Genomic DNA, 16,881 nt, shown 5'->3' on the forward strand with positions numbered 1-16,881 from the left:
TCGCTGAGACACAACGCAGTAAATGCTATGTAGTCAAGCTTTCGAAGGTTTACGGGTTTACTGATTACGAGTTTATTCGATAAACTTAAAGAAGTTCTTGACACGGTGATGATAGAATGATATAATGAATAAGTTGTCGAAAGATGACGAAAATTAAAATGGTCTTTGAAAATTAAACAGAATTAAGGTAAAAAGAAATGCCAGTCAATAAATTTGAGTGAGATTAAACTTTTAAATTGAGAGTTTGATCCTGGCTCAGGACGAACGCTGGCGGCGTGCCTAACACATGCAAGTCGAGCGATGAAATTCCTTCGGGAATGGATTAGCGGCGGACGGGTGAGTAACACGTGGGCAACCTGCCTCAAAGTGGGGGATAGCCTCCCGAAAGGGAGATTAATACCGCATAACATTATCTCTTTGCATGAAGAGATAATCAAAGGAGTAATCCGCTTTGAGATGGGCCCGCGGCGCATTAGCTAGTTGGTGAGGTAACGGCTCACCAAGGCGACGATGCGTAGCCGACCTGAGAGGGTGATCGGCCACATTGGAACTGAGATACGGTCCAGACTCCTACGGGAGGCAGCAGTGGGGAATATTGCGCAATGGGGGAAACCCTGACGCAGCAACGCCGCGTGAGTGATGAAGGTCTTCGGATTGTAAAACTCTGTCTTTGGGGACGATAATGACGGTACCCAAGGAGGAAGCCACGGCTAACTACGTGCCAGCAGCCGCGGTAATACGTAGGTGGCAAGCGTTGTCCGGATTTACTGGGCGTAAAGAGTATGTAGGCGGACATTTAAGTCAGATGTGAAATCCCCGGGCTTAACCTGGGAGCTGCATTTGATACTGGGTGTCTAGAGTGTAGGAGAGGAAAGTGGAATTCCTAGTGTAGCGGTGAAATGCGTAGAGATTAGGAAGAACACCAGTGGCGAAGGCGACTTTCTGGACTATAACTGACGCTGAGATACGAAAGCGTGGGGAGCAAACAGGATTAGATACCCTGGTAGTCCACGCCGTAAACGATGAATACTAGGTGTCGGGGGGTACCACCCTCGGTGCCGCAGCAAACGCAATAAGTATTCCGCCTGGGGAGTACGGTCGCAAGATTAAAACTCAAAGGAATTGACGGGGACCCGCACAAGCAGCGGAGCATGTGGTTTAATTCGAAGCAACGCGAAGAACCTTACCTAGACTTGACATCTCCTGAATTACTCGTAACTGAGGAAGTCCCTTCGGGGACAGGAAGACAGGTGGTGCATGGTTGTCGTCAGCTCGTGTCGTGAGATGTTGGGTTAAGTCCCGCAACGAGCGCAACCCCTATTGTTAGTTGCTACCATTAAGTTGAGCACTCTAGCGAGACTGCCTGGGTTAACCAGGAGGAAGGTGGGGATGACGTCAAATCATCATGCCCCTTATGTCTAGGGCTACACACGTGCTACAATGGCCGGTACAATGAGATGCAATCCCGCGAGGGGGAGCTAAACTTATAAAACCGGTCCCAGTTCGGATTGTAGGCTGAAACTCGCCTACATGAAGTTGGAGTTGCTAGTAATCGCGAATCAGCATGTCGCGGTGAATACGTTCCCGGGTCTTGTACACACCGCCCGTCACACCATGAGAGCCGGTAACACCCGAAGCCCGTGAGGTAACCGTAAGGAGCCAGCGGTCGAAGGTGGGATTGGTGATTGGGGTGAAGTCGTAACAAGGTAGCCGTAGGAGAACCTGCGGCTGGATCACCTCCTTTCTAGGGAGAAATGAAAGCACTGCTTTCATAGACTGGTTCTTAATTCTGTTTAATTTTGAGAGACTATAAGTTTCTCTAAGGACGTTGAACACTAACGTGTTTAGCGATTTGTTCTTTGAAAATTGCACAGTGAATATAAAGATTAAACCTAGAACTAAGTAAAACTTAGTAATAAGCTGAATTAAGTATATTAAATATACTAAAAAGATCAAGCTACAAAGGGCGCACGGTGAATGCCCTGGCACTAGGAGCCGATGAAGGACGTGATAAGCTGCGATAAGCTGCGGGTAGGCGCAAATAGCCTGTGATCCGCAGATTTCCGAATGGGGAAACCCATCTAGCTAACGCTAGATACTATGTACTGAATTCATAGGTGCATAGAGGAACACCTGGGGAACTGAAACATCTAAGTACCCAGAGGAAGAGAAAGAAAAATCGATTCCCTCAGTAGCGGCGAGCGAAAGGGGAAGAGCCCAAACCAGAAACTTTGTTTCTGGGGTTGAGGATAGATCATAACGCCAAAGTTTCTTTAGCCGAATAGAACTGGAAAGTTCAGCCGTAGAGGGTAATAGCCCTGTAGGTAAAAAGGAAATGAGGCAAGATCTAATCCAGAGTACCACGAGACACGTGAAACCTTGTGGGAAGCAGGGAGGACCATCTCCCAAGGCTAAATACTACCTAGTGACCGATAGTGGAGAAGTACCGTGAGGGAAAGGTGAAAAGAACCCCGGGAGGGGAGTGAAATAGAATCTGAAACCGTGTGCCTACAATCGGTCGGAGCACGTTAATGTGTGACGGCGTACTTTTTGTAGAACGGGCCAGCGAGTTACGATATGTAGCAAGGTTAAGCACTTATGGTGCGGAGCCGAAGGGAAACCGAGTCTGAATAGGGCAACTAGTTGCATATCGTAGACCCGAAACCGGGTGACCTATCCATGGCCAGGATGAAGCGAAAGTAAAATTTCGTGGAGGTCCGAACCACGTTGGTGTTGAAAAACCATGGGATGAGCTGTGGATAGCGGAGAAATTCCAATCGAACTCGGAGATAGCTGGTTCTCCTCGAAATAGCTTTAGGGCTAGCGTCGGGTAATAAGTAGTGGAGGTAGAGCACTGAATGGGCTAGGGGCTGACAACAGTTACTGAACCCTATCAAACTCCGAATGCCATATACTCGTACCCCGGCAGTCAGACTACGAATGATAAGATCCGTGGTCAAAAGGGAAACAGCCCAGACCATCAGCTAAGGTCCCAAAGTGTAAGTTAAGTGGTAAAGGATGTGGGATTTCTAAGACAACTAGGATGTTGGCTTAGAAGCAGCCACTCATTGAAAGAGTGCGTAATAGCTCACTAGTCGAGAGATCCTGCGCCGAAGATGTAACGGGGCTCAAACTTACCACCGAAGCTATGGATGTGTCTAACGACACGTGGTAGAGGAGCTTTCTGTACAGGTTGAAGCCATACCGTAAGGAGTGGTGGACAGTGCAGAAGTGAGAATGCTGGCATAAGTAGCGAAAAACAGGTGAGAATCCTGTTGGCCGAATATCTAAGGTTTCCTGGGGAAGGCTCGTCCTCCCAGGGTTAGTCGGGACCTAAGCCGAGGCCGAAAGGCGTAGGCGATGGACAACTGGTTGATATTCCAGTACCACCAAAATGCGTTTGACAAATGGGATGACGCAGGAGGATAGGATGTGCGCACTATTGGATGTGCGTCTAAGCACTTAGGGTGTTGAGTAGGCAAATCCGCTCAACTGAGCCTGAGGTGTGATGGGGAGCCTATTTTGGCGAAGTATCTGATTCCACGCTGCCAAGAAAAGTCTCTATGGAGCAAATTGGTGCCCGTACCGCAAACCGACACAGGTAGATGAGGAGAGAATCCTAAGGCCGTCGGAAGAATTGCTGCTAAGGAACTCGGCAAATTAACCCCGTAAGTTCGCGAGAAGGGGTGCCTGCGAGAGCAGGCCGCAGTGAACAGGCCCAAGCAACTGTTTATCAAAAACACAGGTCTCTGCTAAAGCGTAAGCTGATGTATAGGGGCTGACGCCTGCCCGGTGCTGGAAGGTTAAGGGGAATGCTTAGCGCAAGCGAAGGTGTGAACTTAAGCCCCAGTAAACGGCGGCCGTAACTATAACGGTCCTAAGGTAGCGAAATTCCTTGTCGGGTAAGTTCCGACCCGCACGAATGGCGTAATGATTTGGGCACTGTCTCGGCAGCAAATCCGGTGAAATTGAAGTGCAAGTGAAGATGCTTGCTACCCGCGGTTGGACGGAAAGACCCCGTAGAGCTTTACTGTAGCTTAGCATTGAATTTCGGTATTGTCTGTACAGGATAGGTGGGAGACTTAGAAGCGAGAGCGTCAGCTTTCGTGGAGTCGTCCTTGGGATACCACCCTGATAGTACTGGAATTCTAACTGGCGGCCATGAATCTGGTCACAGGACATTGCTAGGTGGGCAGTTTGACTGGGGCGGTCGCCTCCTAAAAGGTAACGGAGGCGCCCAAAGGTTCCCTCAGCGCGGTCGGAAATCGCGCGTAGAGTGTAAAGGCAGAAGGGAGCCTGACTGCGACACATACAGGTGGAGCAGGGACGAAAGTCGGGCTTAGTGATCCGGTGGTTCTGTATGGAAGGGCCATCGCTCAACGGATAAAAGCTACCTCGGGGATAACAGGCTGATCTCCCCCAAGAGTCCACATCGACGGGGAGGTTTGGCACCTCGATGTCGGCTCGTCGCATCCTGGGGCTGTAGTCGGTCCCAAGGGTTGGGCTGTTCGCCCATTAAAGCGGCACGCGAGCTGGGTTCAGAACGTCGTGAGACAGTTCGGTCCCTATCCGCCGTGGGCGTAGGAAATTTGAGAGGAGCTGTCCTTAGTACGAGAGGACCGGGATGGACTGACCTCTGGTGCACCAGTTGTTCCGCCAGGAGCACAGCTGGGTAGCTATGTCGGGAAGGGATAAACGCTGAAAGCATCTAAGCGTGAAGCCCACCTCAAGATTAGATTTCCCATAGCGTAAGCTAGTAAGATCCCTGGAAGACTACCAGGTTGATAGGTCAGAGGTGTAAGTGCAGCAATGCATTAAGCTGACTGATACTAATAGATCGAGGGCTTGATCAAATATTAATTCACTGTGCAATTTTGAGAGAACAATCTCTCTAAGGAAACTCCTCAGCGTAGCTGATGAGTACTGATTTGTTACCAAAATCGAAGATTTTGACAAATCATGCATCTGGTTATTATGGCTTGAAGGTAACACCCGTACCCATTCCGAACACGAAGGTTAAGCTTCAAAGCGCCGATGGTACTGCACTGGAGACGGTGTGGAAGAGTAGGTCGTAGCCAGGTAATATGATTCACTAGCTCAGTCGGTAGAGCACTTGACTTTTAATCAAGTTGTCCGGGGTTCGATTCCCCGGTGGATCACCAAAACGCATCTCGTAAATGAGATGCGTTTTTGCTTTATATTAATTTACATATTGTTTTCTTGAGTAAATTCTCAAAGTTTATTAAAATATATAGTATGAATAGAGCCAGTAGTTTCAGATGTAGTTTTTGTCATTATGAAATTTATGGGCTGCTAATTAGATTGCCTAACGTTAGGGGTATAATACTTAATGTTAGGCATTATTGATTGATATGGAGGTATTAAAATGGATGGAGCTCAAGAGGTTTTTCAAGATGCTGTTGAAAAAGTTTCATTATTAAGTGGTAGAATAAATGAAAATACATTAAGATACATAGGTTACGGTATAGTGATATTTTTTGTATTTATGATTTTAAGAAAAATATTTACTAAGTATATTTTAAAAGTCTTAGTTAAGATAACAGAAAAAACTAAAACTAATATTGATACAAAAATATTGGAGGCTTTTCAAGGGCCCATTAGGTCACTTTTTGTAGTAGCTGGAGTTTACTTTGCAATATTATTTATTGGAGGCGGATTTTCGTATAATCTTTTAAAGAGTGTATTTTTAAAGCACTTATTAAACTCATCAGTAGCTATATTAATAATATGGGGTTGCTACAATCTAACAACAGAACACTCTTTATTATATGAAGAATTATCTAATAGGTTTAATATTAAACTAGATAAAATAGTTTTCCCGTTTTTATCTAAAATATTAAGGGTTACAATTATTGTACTAGGAGTAAGCATTGTATTAGATGAGTGGGGATATAATGTAAGTGGATTTGTAGCAGGACTTGGAATTGGGGGTGTAGCTTTCGCATTTGCAGCAAAAGATGCTCTTGCAAATATTTTTGGTGGATTAATTATTATATTAGATAAACCGTTCTCCATTGGAGACTATATAAAGACATCTAATGTTGAGGGAATAGTAGAAGATATAAACTTTAGAAGTACCAAAATAAGAGCTATAGATAAGGGACTAGTTACAGAACCTAACTCAACGCTATCTAATTCTACAATTGTCAATTGGACAAAAAGAGATACCAGAAGAATAGCATTTAATATAGGAGTAACCTATGAAACATCTAAAGAACAATTACAAAACTGCATAAAAGAAATTAAAGATATGCTTTCTAAAGATGAAAATATATTAGATGACAGTATAATAGTTAATTTTGATAAGTTTGGTGCTAGTAGTCTAGATATATCTATATATTGTTTTACCAATACTGCAGAATGGGCTAAGTATTTACAGATAAAAGAAGATATAAACTTTAAGATTATGGATATATTAGAAAAGGAAAAAGTCTGTATTGCATTTCCAAGTAGTAGCGTATATTTTGAAACACCTCTGATTAAGGAAAGTAGAAAGAACTCTCTAGAATAAAGTTTTACTTCGTGCTAAGCTATTATAGTAGAATTAGTTTAGCATACATACAGGATTTTGGGAGGATAAACATGAAAAAATTTAAAATGATTGCTTTATGCATGTCTATATCATTTTTACTTTCAGCTTGTGGAAATAATAACTCAGTTAGTAAAGATGTTAATTCAGTAGCTACACCTAAGACTGATAAATTATCAAATTCTAAAAATAATAGCTTAGAAAAAAAACCTGAGGAAAGTAAAAAAGAAGATAAACAAAAAAATACAGATAATTTAAAAAGTAATGAACAAAATACAAAAAAAGATAATATAAAATTAGCAAAATCAAATATAAATTCAACTTCAAAAAATAGCGTTATATCTAAGGCATATTATAGACTAACTAATAAAATAATAGTAATAGATCCAGGGCATGCAAGCAGAGCTGATCTTGCAAAAGAACCTGTAGCACCTAAATCTTCCACCCTAAAATATAAACAGACAGGTGGTGCTGATGGAGTTGTTACAAAAACACCAGAATACAAAGTAAATATGCAGGTAGCATTAAAGCTGAAAAATTACTTAGAACAAAGTGGTTTCACTGTTATAATGACAAAGAAAGATACTACTAATACTATGAGTAATATAGAAAGAGCAAAGATTGGAAATGAGGCTAATGCTTCTCTTGTTATAAGAATACATGCAGATTCCTCTGATAACAAATCAGCAAATGGTTTATCTGTTCTTGTACCTTCTAACAATGAAAATACTAAAAACTTTTATAAGCAAAGCAAATCATATGGACAAGTTATATTAGATACAATAATAAATGAAGTTGGTATGAAGAGTAGAGGGGTAGTAGAAAGAGATGACATGACAGGCTTTAATTGGTCTACTGTACCAGTAGTTTTAGTTGAAATGGGATTTTTGTCTAATCCTCAAGAGGACAAAAAATTAAGCGATAGTGAATATCAAGATAAAATTGCAAGGTCTATTTCTAAGGGAGTAACCTTACTTCAAAAATAATATATAATTATTTATTAAAATATTTATAGTTAAAATTTAATTTTATGTCCGATTAATTTTATAAAATTTATATGTTTAATAAAATTAAGAAAACCGCGTGTAATTCAGGGGGGAGTTAGCTACGCGGCTTTCTTTTTTTATTTAGTTTTCATTTACATTATGTTCATATAGAAAGAAAATATACATCTATAAGTAAATAATTGTTATGATTTTTGGAATAATTTAAAGATGAAAGTTTAAGAGGTATTTTATATGAGATTTTCATAAGATATTGCCACCTTGTGAGAGGTATAAGTTAACTGTATAATTACTAATATAGCTTATTATGTAACAGGAGGTAGTTATGGACAATAAGGATTTACTAAGAAAATTATGTTTAGCACATGCACCAAGTGGAAGGGAATATATGATTTATCCAATGATAAAAGAAGTTTTTGATCCTTTTGGAGATATATACATAGATCATATGAATAATATAATTATACATAAAAAAGGCAAAGGAATAGGCAGCATAATGATAATGGCACATGCTGATGAGATATTTTTAATAATTACAGAGATATGTGAAGGTGGATTTATCAAATTTAAAGGTGTTGGAATAGATCCAAAGGCTTTAATTTCTCAAGAAGTTGTTATTCATGGAAGGGAGGATATTTCTGGGGTTATAGGAATTAGAACTTCTTATTTGGCTACTGATAATGAAAAAGATGAAGTACTGGTGATAGATAGTCTTTTCATTGATACGGGATATAGCACTGAAAAATTAAAAGAAATAGTTAAAATAGGAGACTTTGTAACTATTAAAGGTAAGTTTATAGAGTTATTAAATAACAATGTGTCATGTAAAACTACAGATAATAGAGCAGGAATAGTAGCAATGTATGAATGTGCAAAGGAGTTGCAGTGTGTTCAGCATGATTTAGATGTATATTTTGTTTGCTCTTGCCAAGAAGAAGTGGGGCATAGAGGGGCGAAGATGGCTAGTTATAATTTAAAACCTGATATAGGTATTGCTATAGATACGACTTTTGATAGTGGTCCAATGGGAGATAGTGATAAAGAAAATATTTTAGGAAATGGACCAGTCATATGTATTGGGCCTAATCTACATACTAAGTTAAATGAGAGAGTTATGGAAATAGGCAGAAAATATAAAATCCCCTATGGAGCAGAAGTGGAACCAGGAAACACTGGAACTGATGCTTGGGATATACAAATTACAGGAGGGGGAATACCATCTTTATTACTGTCTATTCCAATAAAGTATATGCATACAAGAGTAGAGATGGTTAACATGGATGATATAAAAAATACAGGAAGAATATTAGCTAAATTTATAGAAAATTTAAAATACGAAGAGTTGGAGGAAACTTTATGCTTCTAGAAAAGTTATGTAATGCAAAGGCTCCTTCTGCTTATGAAGGTGAAGTAAGAAATATAATTAAAAATCAAATTAAAGACTATGTGGATGATATTAAAGTAGATAGAATGGGAAATATTATAGCACATAAAAAAGGCAATGGTAAAAAAATTGCAGTAAATGCTAATATGGATGAAATAGGATTAATTATAACAGGATATAATCAGGATGGAACTCTAAAATTTGCACCCCTTGGTATAGTAGATAATAAAGCGTTACCTTGTAGAGATGTAACTATAGGTAAGAATAGTATTCCAGGAATAATAGGATTAAAACCTATACATTTACAAGAAAAAGAAGAAAGAGAAAAAAGCTATAAGCTAAGAGATTTATGTATAGATATTGGTGCAAAATCTAAGGAAGAAGCAAAGCAAAATGTTTTTATAGGTGAATATGTGACTTTTAATACAATGTTTGAAAAGTTTGGAGATAACCTTATAAAAGGCAAGGCATTGTGCAATAGAATAGGTTGCAGCATTTTAGTAGAGCTTTTAAAGGATAATTTTGATTGCGACTTTTATGGAATTTTTAATGTTCAGGGAGAAATTCAGGCTAGAGGAGCTTATGCATCAGCATACAATATTAAACCGGATATAGGAATAATTATTGAAAGAACTATATGCAATGATATGCCTGGTGTAGAAGAAAATATGCAAGCTGCAAAGTTAGGCAGTGGCCCTGTAATAGCTATAATGAACCAAACAACTATATATAACGCAGATATAATTGAGGAAGTAAAAGAGATTGCTTGGGAAAAAAGCATACCTTACCAGATAAAGGGATCTGCAGTAGGATTAAACGGTGCAGGTTCTTATGTAATGGCTGGCTCCAGTGCCAAGATTATAACTGTATCTGTACCATGTAGATATGTTCACACATCAATATCAGTATGCAGTATAAAAGATTATGAAAATACTTTAAAATTATTAAAGGAATATGTATGTTCATTATAAGGATGGATGGTGATTTTTTTGGAAAAGTGGCAAAGCTTATTTATGATAGGAAGTGGAATTTACCTATTAATAGTAGGGTTTTTTATATTTAACAGAAAAAGTGTGTCTATGAGTAGAGTTACTGGGATTTACAATATTGTTATTGGTATTTTATCCTTAATAGGGGGAATTGCTACCAAGCTTATAGTTAATGCAGGAAGTACAATATTTTCGATTTTTGTAGGTGTGCTAATGGTTTCTTTTATAGTTTTTGGGGTTTTAAGACTATTTGAAAGAAAATCCAGATAAATAAAGTCTAATAAAATCATTATGATACTATTTATTGTATAAACAGAGTTCTTGGCTTCAGAGGGAGTTTTTACTCCCTTAAATTAATGAGAGGATGAAGTGTTTTGGATAAACTAATAGAGCGGTTATTAAATTCCTTTGGAGTAAGCGGCAGAGAAAGTAGCATAAAAAATATAATAAAAAGCGAAATAGAAGCTATTAAAATTAGTAAAAAACTAAATATGGAAGTTAAAGAAGATGCGGTAGGAAACATCATTATAAGATTAGGTAATGGAAGAGAAAAGTTTATGATTTGCACCCATGTAGATAATGGGGGAATTTTAGCTACCATGATAGAAAATAACGGATTTATAAGAGCTTATCCCATAGGAAACATTAAACCAGAAAAGTTAGTTAGAACCCTTGTAAAATTTGAAAATGGTGTTCTAGGCAGAATAGATAGTGCAAAAGATAAGCCATCAAAGGATGATTTATTTATAGATCTTGGAGTTACTAGTAAAGAGGTTGCTACAAACCAAATAAAAGAAGGGGATGTAGCTGAGGTTGTAGGTTATATAATGAACAGCAATGGAAGAGTAATGGCACCTAATTTACATAGTAGATTGGCATGTTACATAGTACTTGAAGTTATTAAGAAAATCAATGATTTTGATAATCTAGATAAAGAAATGTATTTTGTTTTTTCAACTCAGATGGAAACTGGATTTAAAGGAGCAATAGCAGCAGCATATGAAATAAAACCAAATGCAGCAATAGTATTAGATGCTCTAGAGTCAGAAGATTTTATTGGGGGAAAAGGGGCTATAAAACTTGATAAGGGACCTATAGTTTCTATTTTTGATAAAAGCTTAGTAATACATCATGAAGTTAGGGAAATTATAGAGAATGCAGCACAAAGAGCTAATGTTAACATTCAATACAGTATAGGCACTGAAAAAAATGAAGGTGGAGTTATACATAAAGAAGTTGGAGGAATTAAAACAGGAATGATAGGAGTTCCATGTAGATATATGTATACTCAAGAAGAGATGATATCATTAAAAGATGTTAATAGTACCATAGATTTAATATATTCAATAGTTAATAGTAGGGAAATTTAATAATTTTAAAACTGAAGGATAATAAATATAGCAGTAGAATACAAAAAAGAAGCACTGAAAACTACATTGTTTTCAATGCTTCTTTTAGCTTAATCCAATCTTTTTCATATGTGCTTTTAAAAGATTCATTCCTATTATAAGTTAGTGAAGAAGGATGATACATTGGGAATATATATCTGTTTAGTTCTTTGTTAAAATAAACTTCTCCATGACATTCTCCTATACTACTAAAGTTAGTAAGTCTTTTTAAAGGAACATTTCCTAAGGTTACTATTATTTTAGGATTAACAAGCGAGATTTCCTCGTCTAAAATTTCTCTAAAAAGATTAACTTCGGATATTTTAGGAGGCCTGTTGCTTACAGTCACTCTACCATTTTTACCAATTTTCTTTTTTATAGGGCGGAAGAAGCAAGTATTAGTTATTCTAACCATATTACGATTTAAACCTATTGAATTTAAATAACCTTCAAAGGTTTCACCAGCCATCCCAACAAAAGGTTTTCCTTGTTCCACTTCTGTCTTGCCAGGAGCTTCTCCAACAAATAAAATGTCACAAGGAATAGGCCCATCTCCTGTAATCCATCCTCCGATTTCATCAGAGTTATATTCTTCAGCTATTTTCTTTATTCTCAATTTAAGATTTTCTAAAGTTTCCATATTAAAACCTCCTTTAATACAATAGATTAAAGTTTAAAAATAATAATTATAAAATAATTTATTGTAATAAAGATATTATATACTTTTTTCTATTATATTAAAACATAACTTTTAAGAAATGTACCCGTACACTAGTTTAAAGTTTTTTATTGGTGTTATAATATTTACTGAATTTATTAGATAACTAAAATATTAAATATTTATCTTATAGAAATGGTGGCGATTGATATGAAGGTTCCTTTTATTATGACTCCTGGTCCAACTCAAGTCAGAGAAAATGTTAGACTAGCTAGAGCAATGGAGACAACTAATCCAGACTTAGATATTCAGTTTTATGATTTTTATAAAGATACTTGTGAAAAGATAGGAGAATTCTTAAAGACAAAAAACCAGGTTAGAATTTTAAGTGGAGAAGGGATACTAGGACTTGAGGCAGCTTGTGCGTCTATTACTGAAAAAGGTGATAGAGTGTTAGTATTAGATAATGGAATATTTGGAGAAGGGTTTGCAGACTTTGTTAAGATGTATGGTGGAGAGCCAATATTTTTTAAAGCAGATAGAAGAGAAGCTATAGATATTGATGAATTAAAAAGTTTTCTAAATAAGGACAGTAATTTTAAATATGCTACTATTGTTCATTGTGATACTCCATCAGGAATGTTAAATCCTGTAGAAGAGATTTGTCCACTATTAAAAGAAAATGGAATCCTTACAGTAGTTGATAGTGTATCTGCCATGGGAGGAGAAGAACTTAAAGTAGATGATTGGAATATTGATATAGCTTTAGGAGGATCTCAAAAGTGTCTATCTGCGCCAGCTGGACTTACATTTTTGAGCATTAGTGAAGAGGCATTTAAGATTATGGAGAGCAGAAAAACTCCTATAGCTTCATTTTATTGTAATTTGTTAGTTTGGAAGGATTATTATGAGAAGAAATGGTGTCCATATACCCCGCCAATAAGCGATATTATAGGATTAAGACAGGCGGTTGAAAATCTTTTAGAAGATAAAGATATTTTAAAAAGGCATAGAAATATAGGAAGATCACTAAGAGAAGCTGTGAAATTAGCAGGATTAAAGTTATATACTAGAAATGGATACTCAAATACAGTCACAGTAATAGAAGTTCCAGAGGGTATAGAAAGCAAAGATTTAATTAATTACATTTTAAAAGAATATAATGTTCTAGTAGCGGGTTCTTTTGGATTTTTAGAAGGAAAAGTTATAAGAATAGGTAACATGGGTGAAAATGCCAGAGAAGAAAAAATAATATACACTTTAAATGCACTTCAAAGATCATTTCAACATTTTGGCATTAAATTAAATGTAGATATGGTTGAAACTTTTATAAAAAACTTAAAGAATTAAATAGTTATATTTTGAAGTAATGATATTAAGGTTTAATTATATTAAATTTTATAGAAGTCTATAGACAATATTTAAATCTTATACTTAAGCACTATATATTTTTTATGATATAATATTTGTACTTACAAAAATGCTAAAAGTTACAAAAGGAGAAGTATATATGCAGAGGTATACAGACTTTGAAACTATAGAAAAAGAAATAGGAGATCGTTTTAAAGAAGGTCCGCCTAATTGTTTTGATGTAATGAGACCAAGGCTTGTAGAATATTTAAAAGGGAAAAAACTAACAGTGGCTTTCCCGGTCTTAGAACAGTACTTAAATCCTGCTAAAAGAATGCAGGGTGGATTTATAACTGCTGCATTTGATAATGTTTTTGGATCTTTATGTATTTATGAAACAAATGGATCGCCAGTAGCTACCATAGATATAAGTACTACTTTTTTAAGACCAATATTTTTAGACGAAGCACTTATAATTACTGCCTTCATAAAGTCAAAAGGTAAAACATTAGTCCATATGTGTGGAGAAGCAAAGAATAGGGAAGGAAAACTAATCGCAACAAGTACTACTAACTTAATACTTTTAGATAATAAAAATAAATAATATAGCCAAGCAGACGTAAAGATATTTAATACTTTACGTCTTTAACTTTTTTGAAAAGTTTTAGGAATAAGTTGACAAAATGTGTATTAGTGTATTATACTTATAGTACACTAATACAACGAGACAATTAGAAGAGATAACAATGCAGCAACAACTATGGAGGTGTGATATGGATATAGTTTTTGATGACAAAACGCCTATATACATTCAGATAATGAACATCATAAAAAAGCAAATTATTTTAAAAGAATTAAAGGGAGGAGATAAATTGGCTTCCGTAAGAGATTTATCGTCAGAATTTAAAGTTAATCCAAATACAATTCAAAGAGCGTATAAAGAGCTTGAAAGAGAAGGATTGGCATATACTCAAAGAGGAATGGGGACTTTTGTAACGGATGATGAGAATATACTGTATAAGTTAAAGACGGATACTGCAAGAGATGTAATGGACGCATTTATCGAAGGAATGAAACACTTAGGATTTAATGGTGATGAGATAGTAGATATGGTATGTAAAAAGTTAAAAGAGGAGGAATAAAGATGAGCGCAATATTAGAAGCTAAAAACTTATCTAAAAGTTATTTTAATAAAAAAGCTTTAAATGATATTAATTTATCTATAGAAAAAGGAGAGGTATTAGGATTTCTAGGACCTAATGGAAGCGGAAAGACAACCTTTATAAAAATCGCTGCAGGAATCTTAAGACAATCAAATGGAGAAATATTGATTAATGGAATTAAGCCTGGAGTAGAGACTAAAAAACTAGTTTCATATTTACCTGACAGAAATTATTTATATAAGTGGATGAAGATAAAAGATGCAATAGAATTCTTTAATGATTTTTATGAAGATTTTAATATTAAAAGATGTAAGGAATTATTAGACTTTATGAAACTAGAAGAAGATTATAAAATAACTTCACTATCAAAAGGTATGATGGAAAAGTTAAACCTTACTCTAGTGTTATCAAGAAAAGCTAAATTATATATTTTAGATGAGCCTTTAGCTGGAGTTGACCCTGTAGCAAGAGAAAAGATTTTAGATGCTATTATTCAAAATTATAATGAAGACAGTTCAATGATTATAACAACACATCTTGTAAAAGATATCGAGAGAGTGTTTGATAATATAGCCTTTATAAAAGATGGAACCATAGTTCTCTCTGGAAATGCTGAAGATCTAAGATGTGAGAGAGGTAAATCAATTGATGAATTATTTAGGGAGGTATTTGAATAATGGGAAAGCTAATTAAATATGAACTTAAAGGTAACTATAAATTGTTTGGAGGGGTATTTGGTATAGTTATTCTATTAAATATTTTGCTATTTACAAGAATAAATAAATGGAGTAATCCAGCAATAATTGCTCTTTTTTCTGTAGTTGCTGTTGCCCTTTTCGTAACTGCTTTAGTTTTTGTAGTAAATTCTTTTAGAAATGAATTATACGAAGATAGAGGATATCTCACATTCACTTTACCTATTGGTGGGAAAAAGATATTAGCTTCAAAGCTTATAACAGGAGCAATTTGGTTTGCTATAGCAGGAACCATAACTTTAGTATCAATTAAGATTTTATTAGGTAGTATATTTGATATAAATGTGATGCAACAGCTTAATGTATATATTAATACAAAAGCAATGTTTCTCATAGGAACGTTGTTTGGTATAGTCAATTTAATAATGTTACTTTTACTGATATATTTTTCTATAACTTTGACTAGAGTTGCACTAAAAAGGAAGAGAATGAGTAAATTTTTAGGCTTTATTACATTCATATTATTGAATATGGGTATATACTATATAGAATATAGACTAATGAAGATATTTCCTCAAACAATTAGCTTTCAGCTAGATTTTCTTCAAAATGCTCAAGATAAAATAGGAAGCTTAAGTTTAGACGGCCAATCAATGATATCTATTAATAACTCACTTTTAAATATAAATATAGCATCTACTATCTATAATATTATAGTTTATATAGGCTTATTTATATCAACTGGATATCTTATGGACAATAAAATAGATATATAGATTTATATAATAAAAAAGGGGCGTGTTACAGTGTCATTGAAAAAAGGTATAGTATCGGTATTACTAACTTTAGGACTTTTAGGGGTGACAGGTTGTGCTATAACAATAAATGGACCAGTAAGTACAAAAGATAAGAAAATTACAGTAGATAAAAAAGTTATAGAACTAGAGGGTGTAAAAAAAGCAAATATAAAGCTTAGCATGGGGGTTGGAGACTTAATAATAGATAAAAACACAGATAAGTTGATGGAAGGAGAATTTTCATATAGAGACCCAGAGTGGAAACCAGAAGTTGACTATAAAGTGAATGGAAATGAAGGAGAGCTTAAGATAAATCAGCCACACACACAAGATGTTAATGTTAAGATGGGTAAAAATGATTATAAGTGGAATTTAATGATAAACAAGCATATACCTATGAACATGGATGTTGAGCTGGGAGTAGGAAAGGGAGATATAAATCTTAAAGAAGTTAATATAAAGAATTTAAATATAAAAACTGGCGTTGGAGATATAGTTATTGATCTTACAGGAGATTATAAGGAAGATGTAAATTTAACTATTGAAGGAGGAGTAGGAAATACAATTGTTTATTTACCTAAAAATATAGGAGTAAAAGTTAAAGCTGAAAGAGGCATAGGAGCAATTAAGACTAATGAATTAAAAAAAGAGGATGATTTCTATGTAAATGACAGCTATAAGAAAACAAAAAACAATATTAATGTAGATATAGAAACTGGGGTTGGACGTATTGAATTTAAGCTAAAATAAAAATATATTAAAGAGATTAATAATTTAAAATATAGAATAGTTGGCTTTAATCTAATACTAAAGTGATTGTAGAAAAAGAATACAATCACTTTATTTTATTTTAAGATTTGTTTTAAACGAATGTTTAGCTGCAATAGGTATACTAAATTTAGA

The 16,881-nt window shown here is 35.5% G+C and carries 13 protein-coding genes, 1 tRNA gene and 3 rRNA genes; 16 read left to right on the plus strand and 1 reads right to left on the minus strand.

Annotated features, from left to right (window positions below; all coding sequences use genetic code 11):
• Positions 1–232: 232 nt before the first annotated feature.
• The 10 genes from ACWW38_RS10095 (at position 233) to ACWW38_RS10140 (ending at position 11,297) form a co-directional block, all read left to right on the plus strand.
• Positions 233–1,744 (plus strand): 16S ribosomal RNA (locus tag ACWW38_RS10095).
• 206 nt (positions 1,745–1,950) lie between these two features.
• Positions 1,951–4,853 (plus strand): 23S ribosomal RNA (locus tag ACWW38_RS10100).
• A 111-nt stretch (positions 4,854–4,964) separates the two neighbouring features.
• Positions 4,965–5,081: ribosomal RNA gene (gene rrf / locus ACWW38_RS10105) — 5S ribosomal RNA — on the plus strand.
• The 16S, 23S and 5S rRNA genes sit together here with 1 tRNA gene alongside, the layout of an rRNA operon.
• A 5-nt stretch (positions 5,082–5,086) precedes the next feature.
• Positions 5,087–5,162: transfer RNA gene (locus ACWW38_RS10110), tRNA-Lys, on the plus strand.
• A gap of 224 nt (positions 5,163–5,386) precedes the next feature.
• Complete coding sequence (locus ACWW38_RS10115) at positions 5,387–6,532, plus strand: mechanosensitive ion channel family protein (RefSeq protein WP_456257433.1); 1,146 nt, start codon at positions 5,387–5,389, stop codon at positions 6,530–6,532.
• Positions 6,533–6,603: 71 nt separating this feature from the next.
• A complete protein-coding gene (locus ACWW38_RS10120; protein ID WP_456257434.1) occupies positions 6,604–7,536 on the plus strand; it encodes an N-acetylmuramoyl-L-alanine amidase in 933 nt (310 codons plus the stop codon).
• 343 nt (positions 7,537–7,879) lie between these two features.
• Positions 7,880–8,920 carry a M42 family peptidase gene (locus ACWW38_RS10125; protein ID WP_456257435.1) on the plus strand — a complete coding sequence of 347 codons (1,041 nt, stop codon included), beginning with the start codon at positions 7,880–7,882 and terminating at the stop codon, positions 8,918–8,920.
• Positions 8,911–9,909, plus strand: a complete 999-nt coding sequence (locus ACWW38_RS10130; RefSeq protein WP_456257436.1) for a M42 family metallopeptidase — start codon at positions 8,911–8,913, stop codon at positions 9,907–9,909. The genes ACWW38_RS10125 and ACWW38_RS10130 overlap by 10 nt, the downstream gene beginning before the upstream one ends.
• Positions 9,910–9,927: 18 nt before the next feature.
• The gene (locus ACWW38_RS10135; protein ID WP_456257437.1) at positions 9,928–10,197 is read left to right on the plus strand and encodes a hypothetical protein; all 270 of its coding nucleotides are present in this window, start codon (positions 9,928–9,930) and stop codon (positions 10,195–10,197) included.
• A gap of 104 nt (positions 10,198–10,301) precedes the next feature.
• Positions 10,302–11,297, plus strand: a complete 996-nt coding sequence (locus tag ACWW38_RS10140; RefSeq protein WP_456257438.1) for a peptidase M42 — start codon at positions 10,302–10,304, stop codon at positions 11,295–11,297.
• A 61-nt stretch (positions 11,298–11,358) separates the two neighbouring features.
• Here ACWW38_RS10140 and ACWW38_RS10145 read toward each other — a convergent pair whose 3' ends face one another.
• Positions 11,359–11,955: a uracil-DNA glycosylase gene (locus ACWW38_RS10145; protein WP_456257439.1), complete on the minus strand. Its 597-nt coding sequence runs from the start codon at positions 11,953–11,955 to the stop codon at positions 11,359–11,361.
• A 228-nt stretch (positions 11,956–12,183) separates the two neighbouring features.
• Here ACWW38_RS10145 and ACWW38_RS10150 point away from each other — a divergent pair, with 228 nt between their 5' ends.
• From ACWW38_RS10150 to ACWW38_RS10175, 6 genes are all read left to right on the plus strand, one after another.
• Positions 12,184–13,323, plus strand: a complete 1,140-nt coding sequence (locus tag ACWW38_RS10150) for a pyridoxal-phosphate-dependent aminotransferase family protein (protein ID WP_456257440.1) — start codon at positions 12,184–12,186, stop codon at positions 13,321–13,323.
• A 160-nt stretch (positions 13,324–13,483) separates the two neighbouring features.
• Entirely contained in the window at positions 13,484–13,927 is a 444-nt protein-coding gene (locus tag ACWW38_RS10155) for a PaaI family thioesterase (RefSeq protein WP_456257441.1), read from the plus strand.
• 169 nt (positions 13,928–14,096) lie between these two features.
• A complete protein-coding gene (locus ACWW38_RS10160) occupies positions 14,097–14,465 on the plus strand; it encodes a GntR family transcriptional regulator (RefSeq protein ID WP_456257442.1) in 369 nt (122 codons plus the stop codon).
• A 2-nt stretch (positions 14,466–14,467) separates the two neighbouring features.
• Complete coding sequence (locus ACWW38_RS10165; protein ID WP_456257443.1) at positions 14,468–15,163, plus strand: ABC transporter ATP-binding protein; 696 nt, start codon at positions 14,468–14,470, stop codon at positions 15,161–15,163.
• Positions 15,163–15,957, plus strand: coding sequence for a hypothetical protein (locus tag ACWW38_RS10170; protein ID WP_456257444.1), 795 nt, complete (start codon positions 15,163–15,165; stop codon positions 15,955–15,957). The genes ACWW38_RS10165 and ACWW38_RS10170 overlap by 1 nt, the downstream gene beginning before the upstream one ends.
• Positions 15,958–15,987: 30 nt before the next feature.
• Complete coding sequence (locus ACWW38_RS10175; protein ID WP_456257445.1) at positions 15,988–16,728, plus strand: toast rack family protein; 741 nt, start codon at positions 15,988–15,990, stop codon at positions 16,726–16,728.
• Positions 16,729–16,881: the final 153 nt, after the last annotated feature.

The organism is Clostridium sp. JNZ J1-5, assembly GCF_053901425.1.

Excerpts from the sequence above, each read along its gene's own strand:
- ACWW38_RS10120 (WP_456257434.1), top strand. The coding sequence starts at position 6,604 with ATGAAAAAATTTAAAATGATTGCTTTATGCATGTCTATATCATTTTTA.
- ACWW38_RS10115 (WP_456257433.1), top strand. The coding sequence starts at position 5,387 with ATGGATGGAGCTCAAGAGGTTTTTCAAGATGCTGTTGAAAAAGTTTCA.
- ACWW38_RS10145 (WP_456257439.1), bottom strand. The coding sequence starts at position 11,955 with ATGGAAACTTTAGAAAATCTTAAATTGAGAATAAAGAAAATAGCTGAA.
- ACWW38_RS10155 (WP_456257441.1), top strand. The coding sequence starts at position 13,484 with ATGCAGAGGTATACAGACTTTGAAACTATAGAAAAAGAAATAGGAGAT.
- ACWW38_RS10150 (WP_456257440.1), top strand. The coding sequence starts at position 12,184 with ATGAAGGTTCCTTTTATTATGACTCCTGGTCCAACTCAAGTCAGAGAA.
- ACWW38_RS10125 (WP_456257435.1), top strand. The coding sequence starts at position 7,880 with ATGGACAATAAGGATTTACTAAGAAAATTATGTTTAGCACATGCACCA.
- ACWW38_RS10160 (WP_456257442.1), top strand. The coding sequence starts at position 14,097 with ATGGATATAGTTTTTGATGACAAAACGCCTATATACATTCAGATAATG.
- ACWW38_RS10170 (WP_456257444.1), top strand. The coding sequence starts at position 15,163 with ATGGGAAAGCTAATTAAATATGAACTTAAAGGTAACTATAAATTGTTT.
- ACWW38_RS10165 (WP_456257443.1), top strand. The coding sequence starts at position 14,468 with ATGAGCGCAATATTAGAAGCTAAAAACTTATCTAAAAGTTATTTTAAT.
- ACWW38_RS10130 (WP_456257436.1), top strand. The coding sequence starts at position 8,911 with ATGCTTCTAGAAAAGTTATGTAATGCAAAGGCTCCTTCTGCTTATGAA.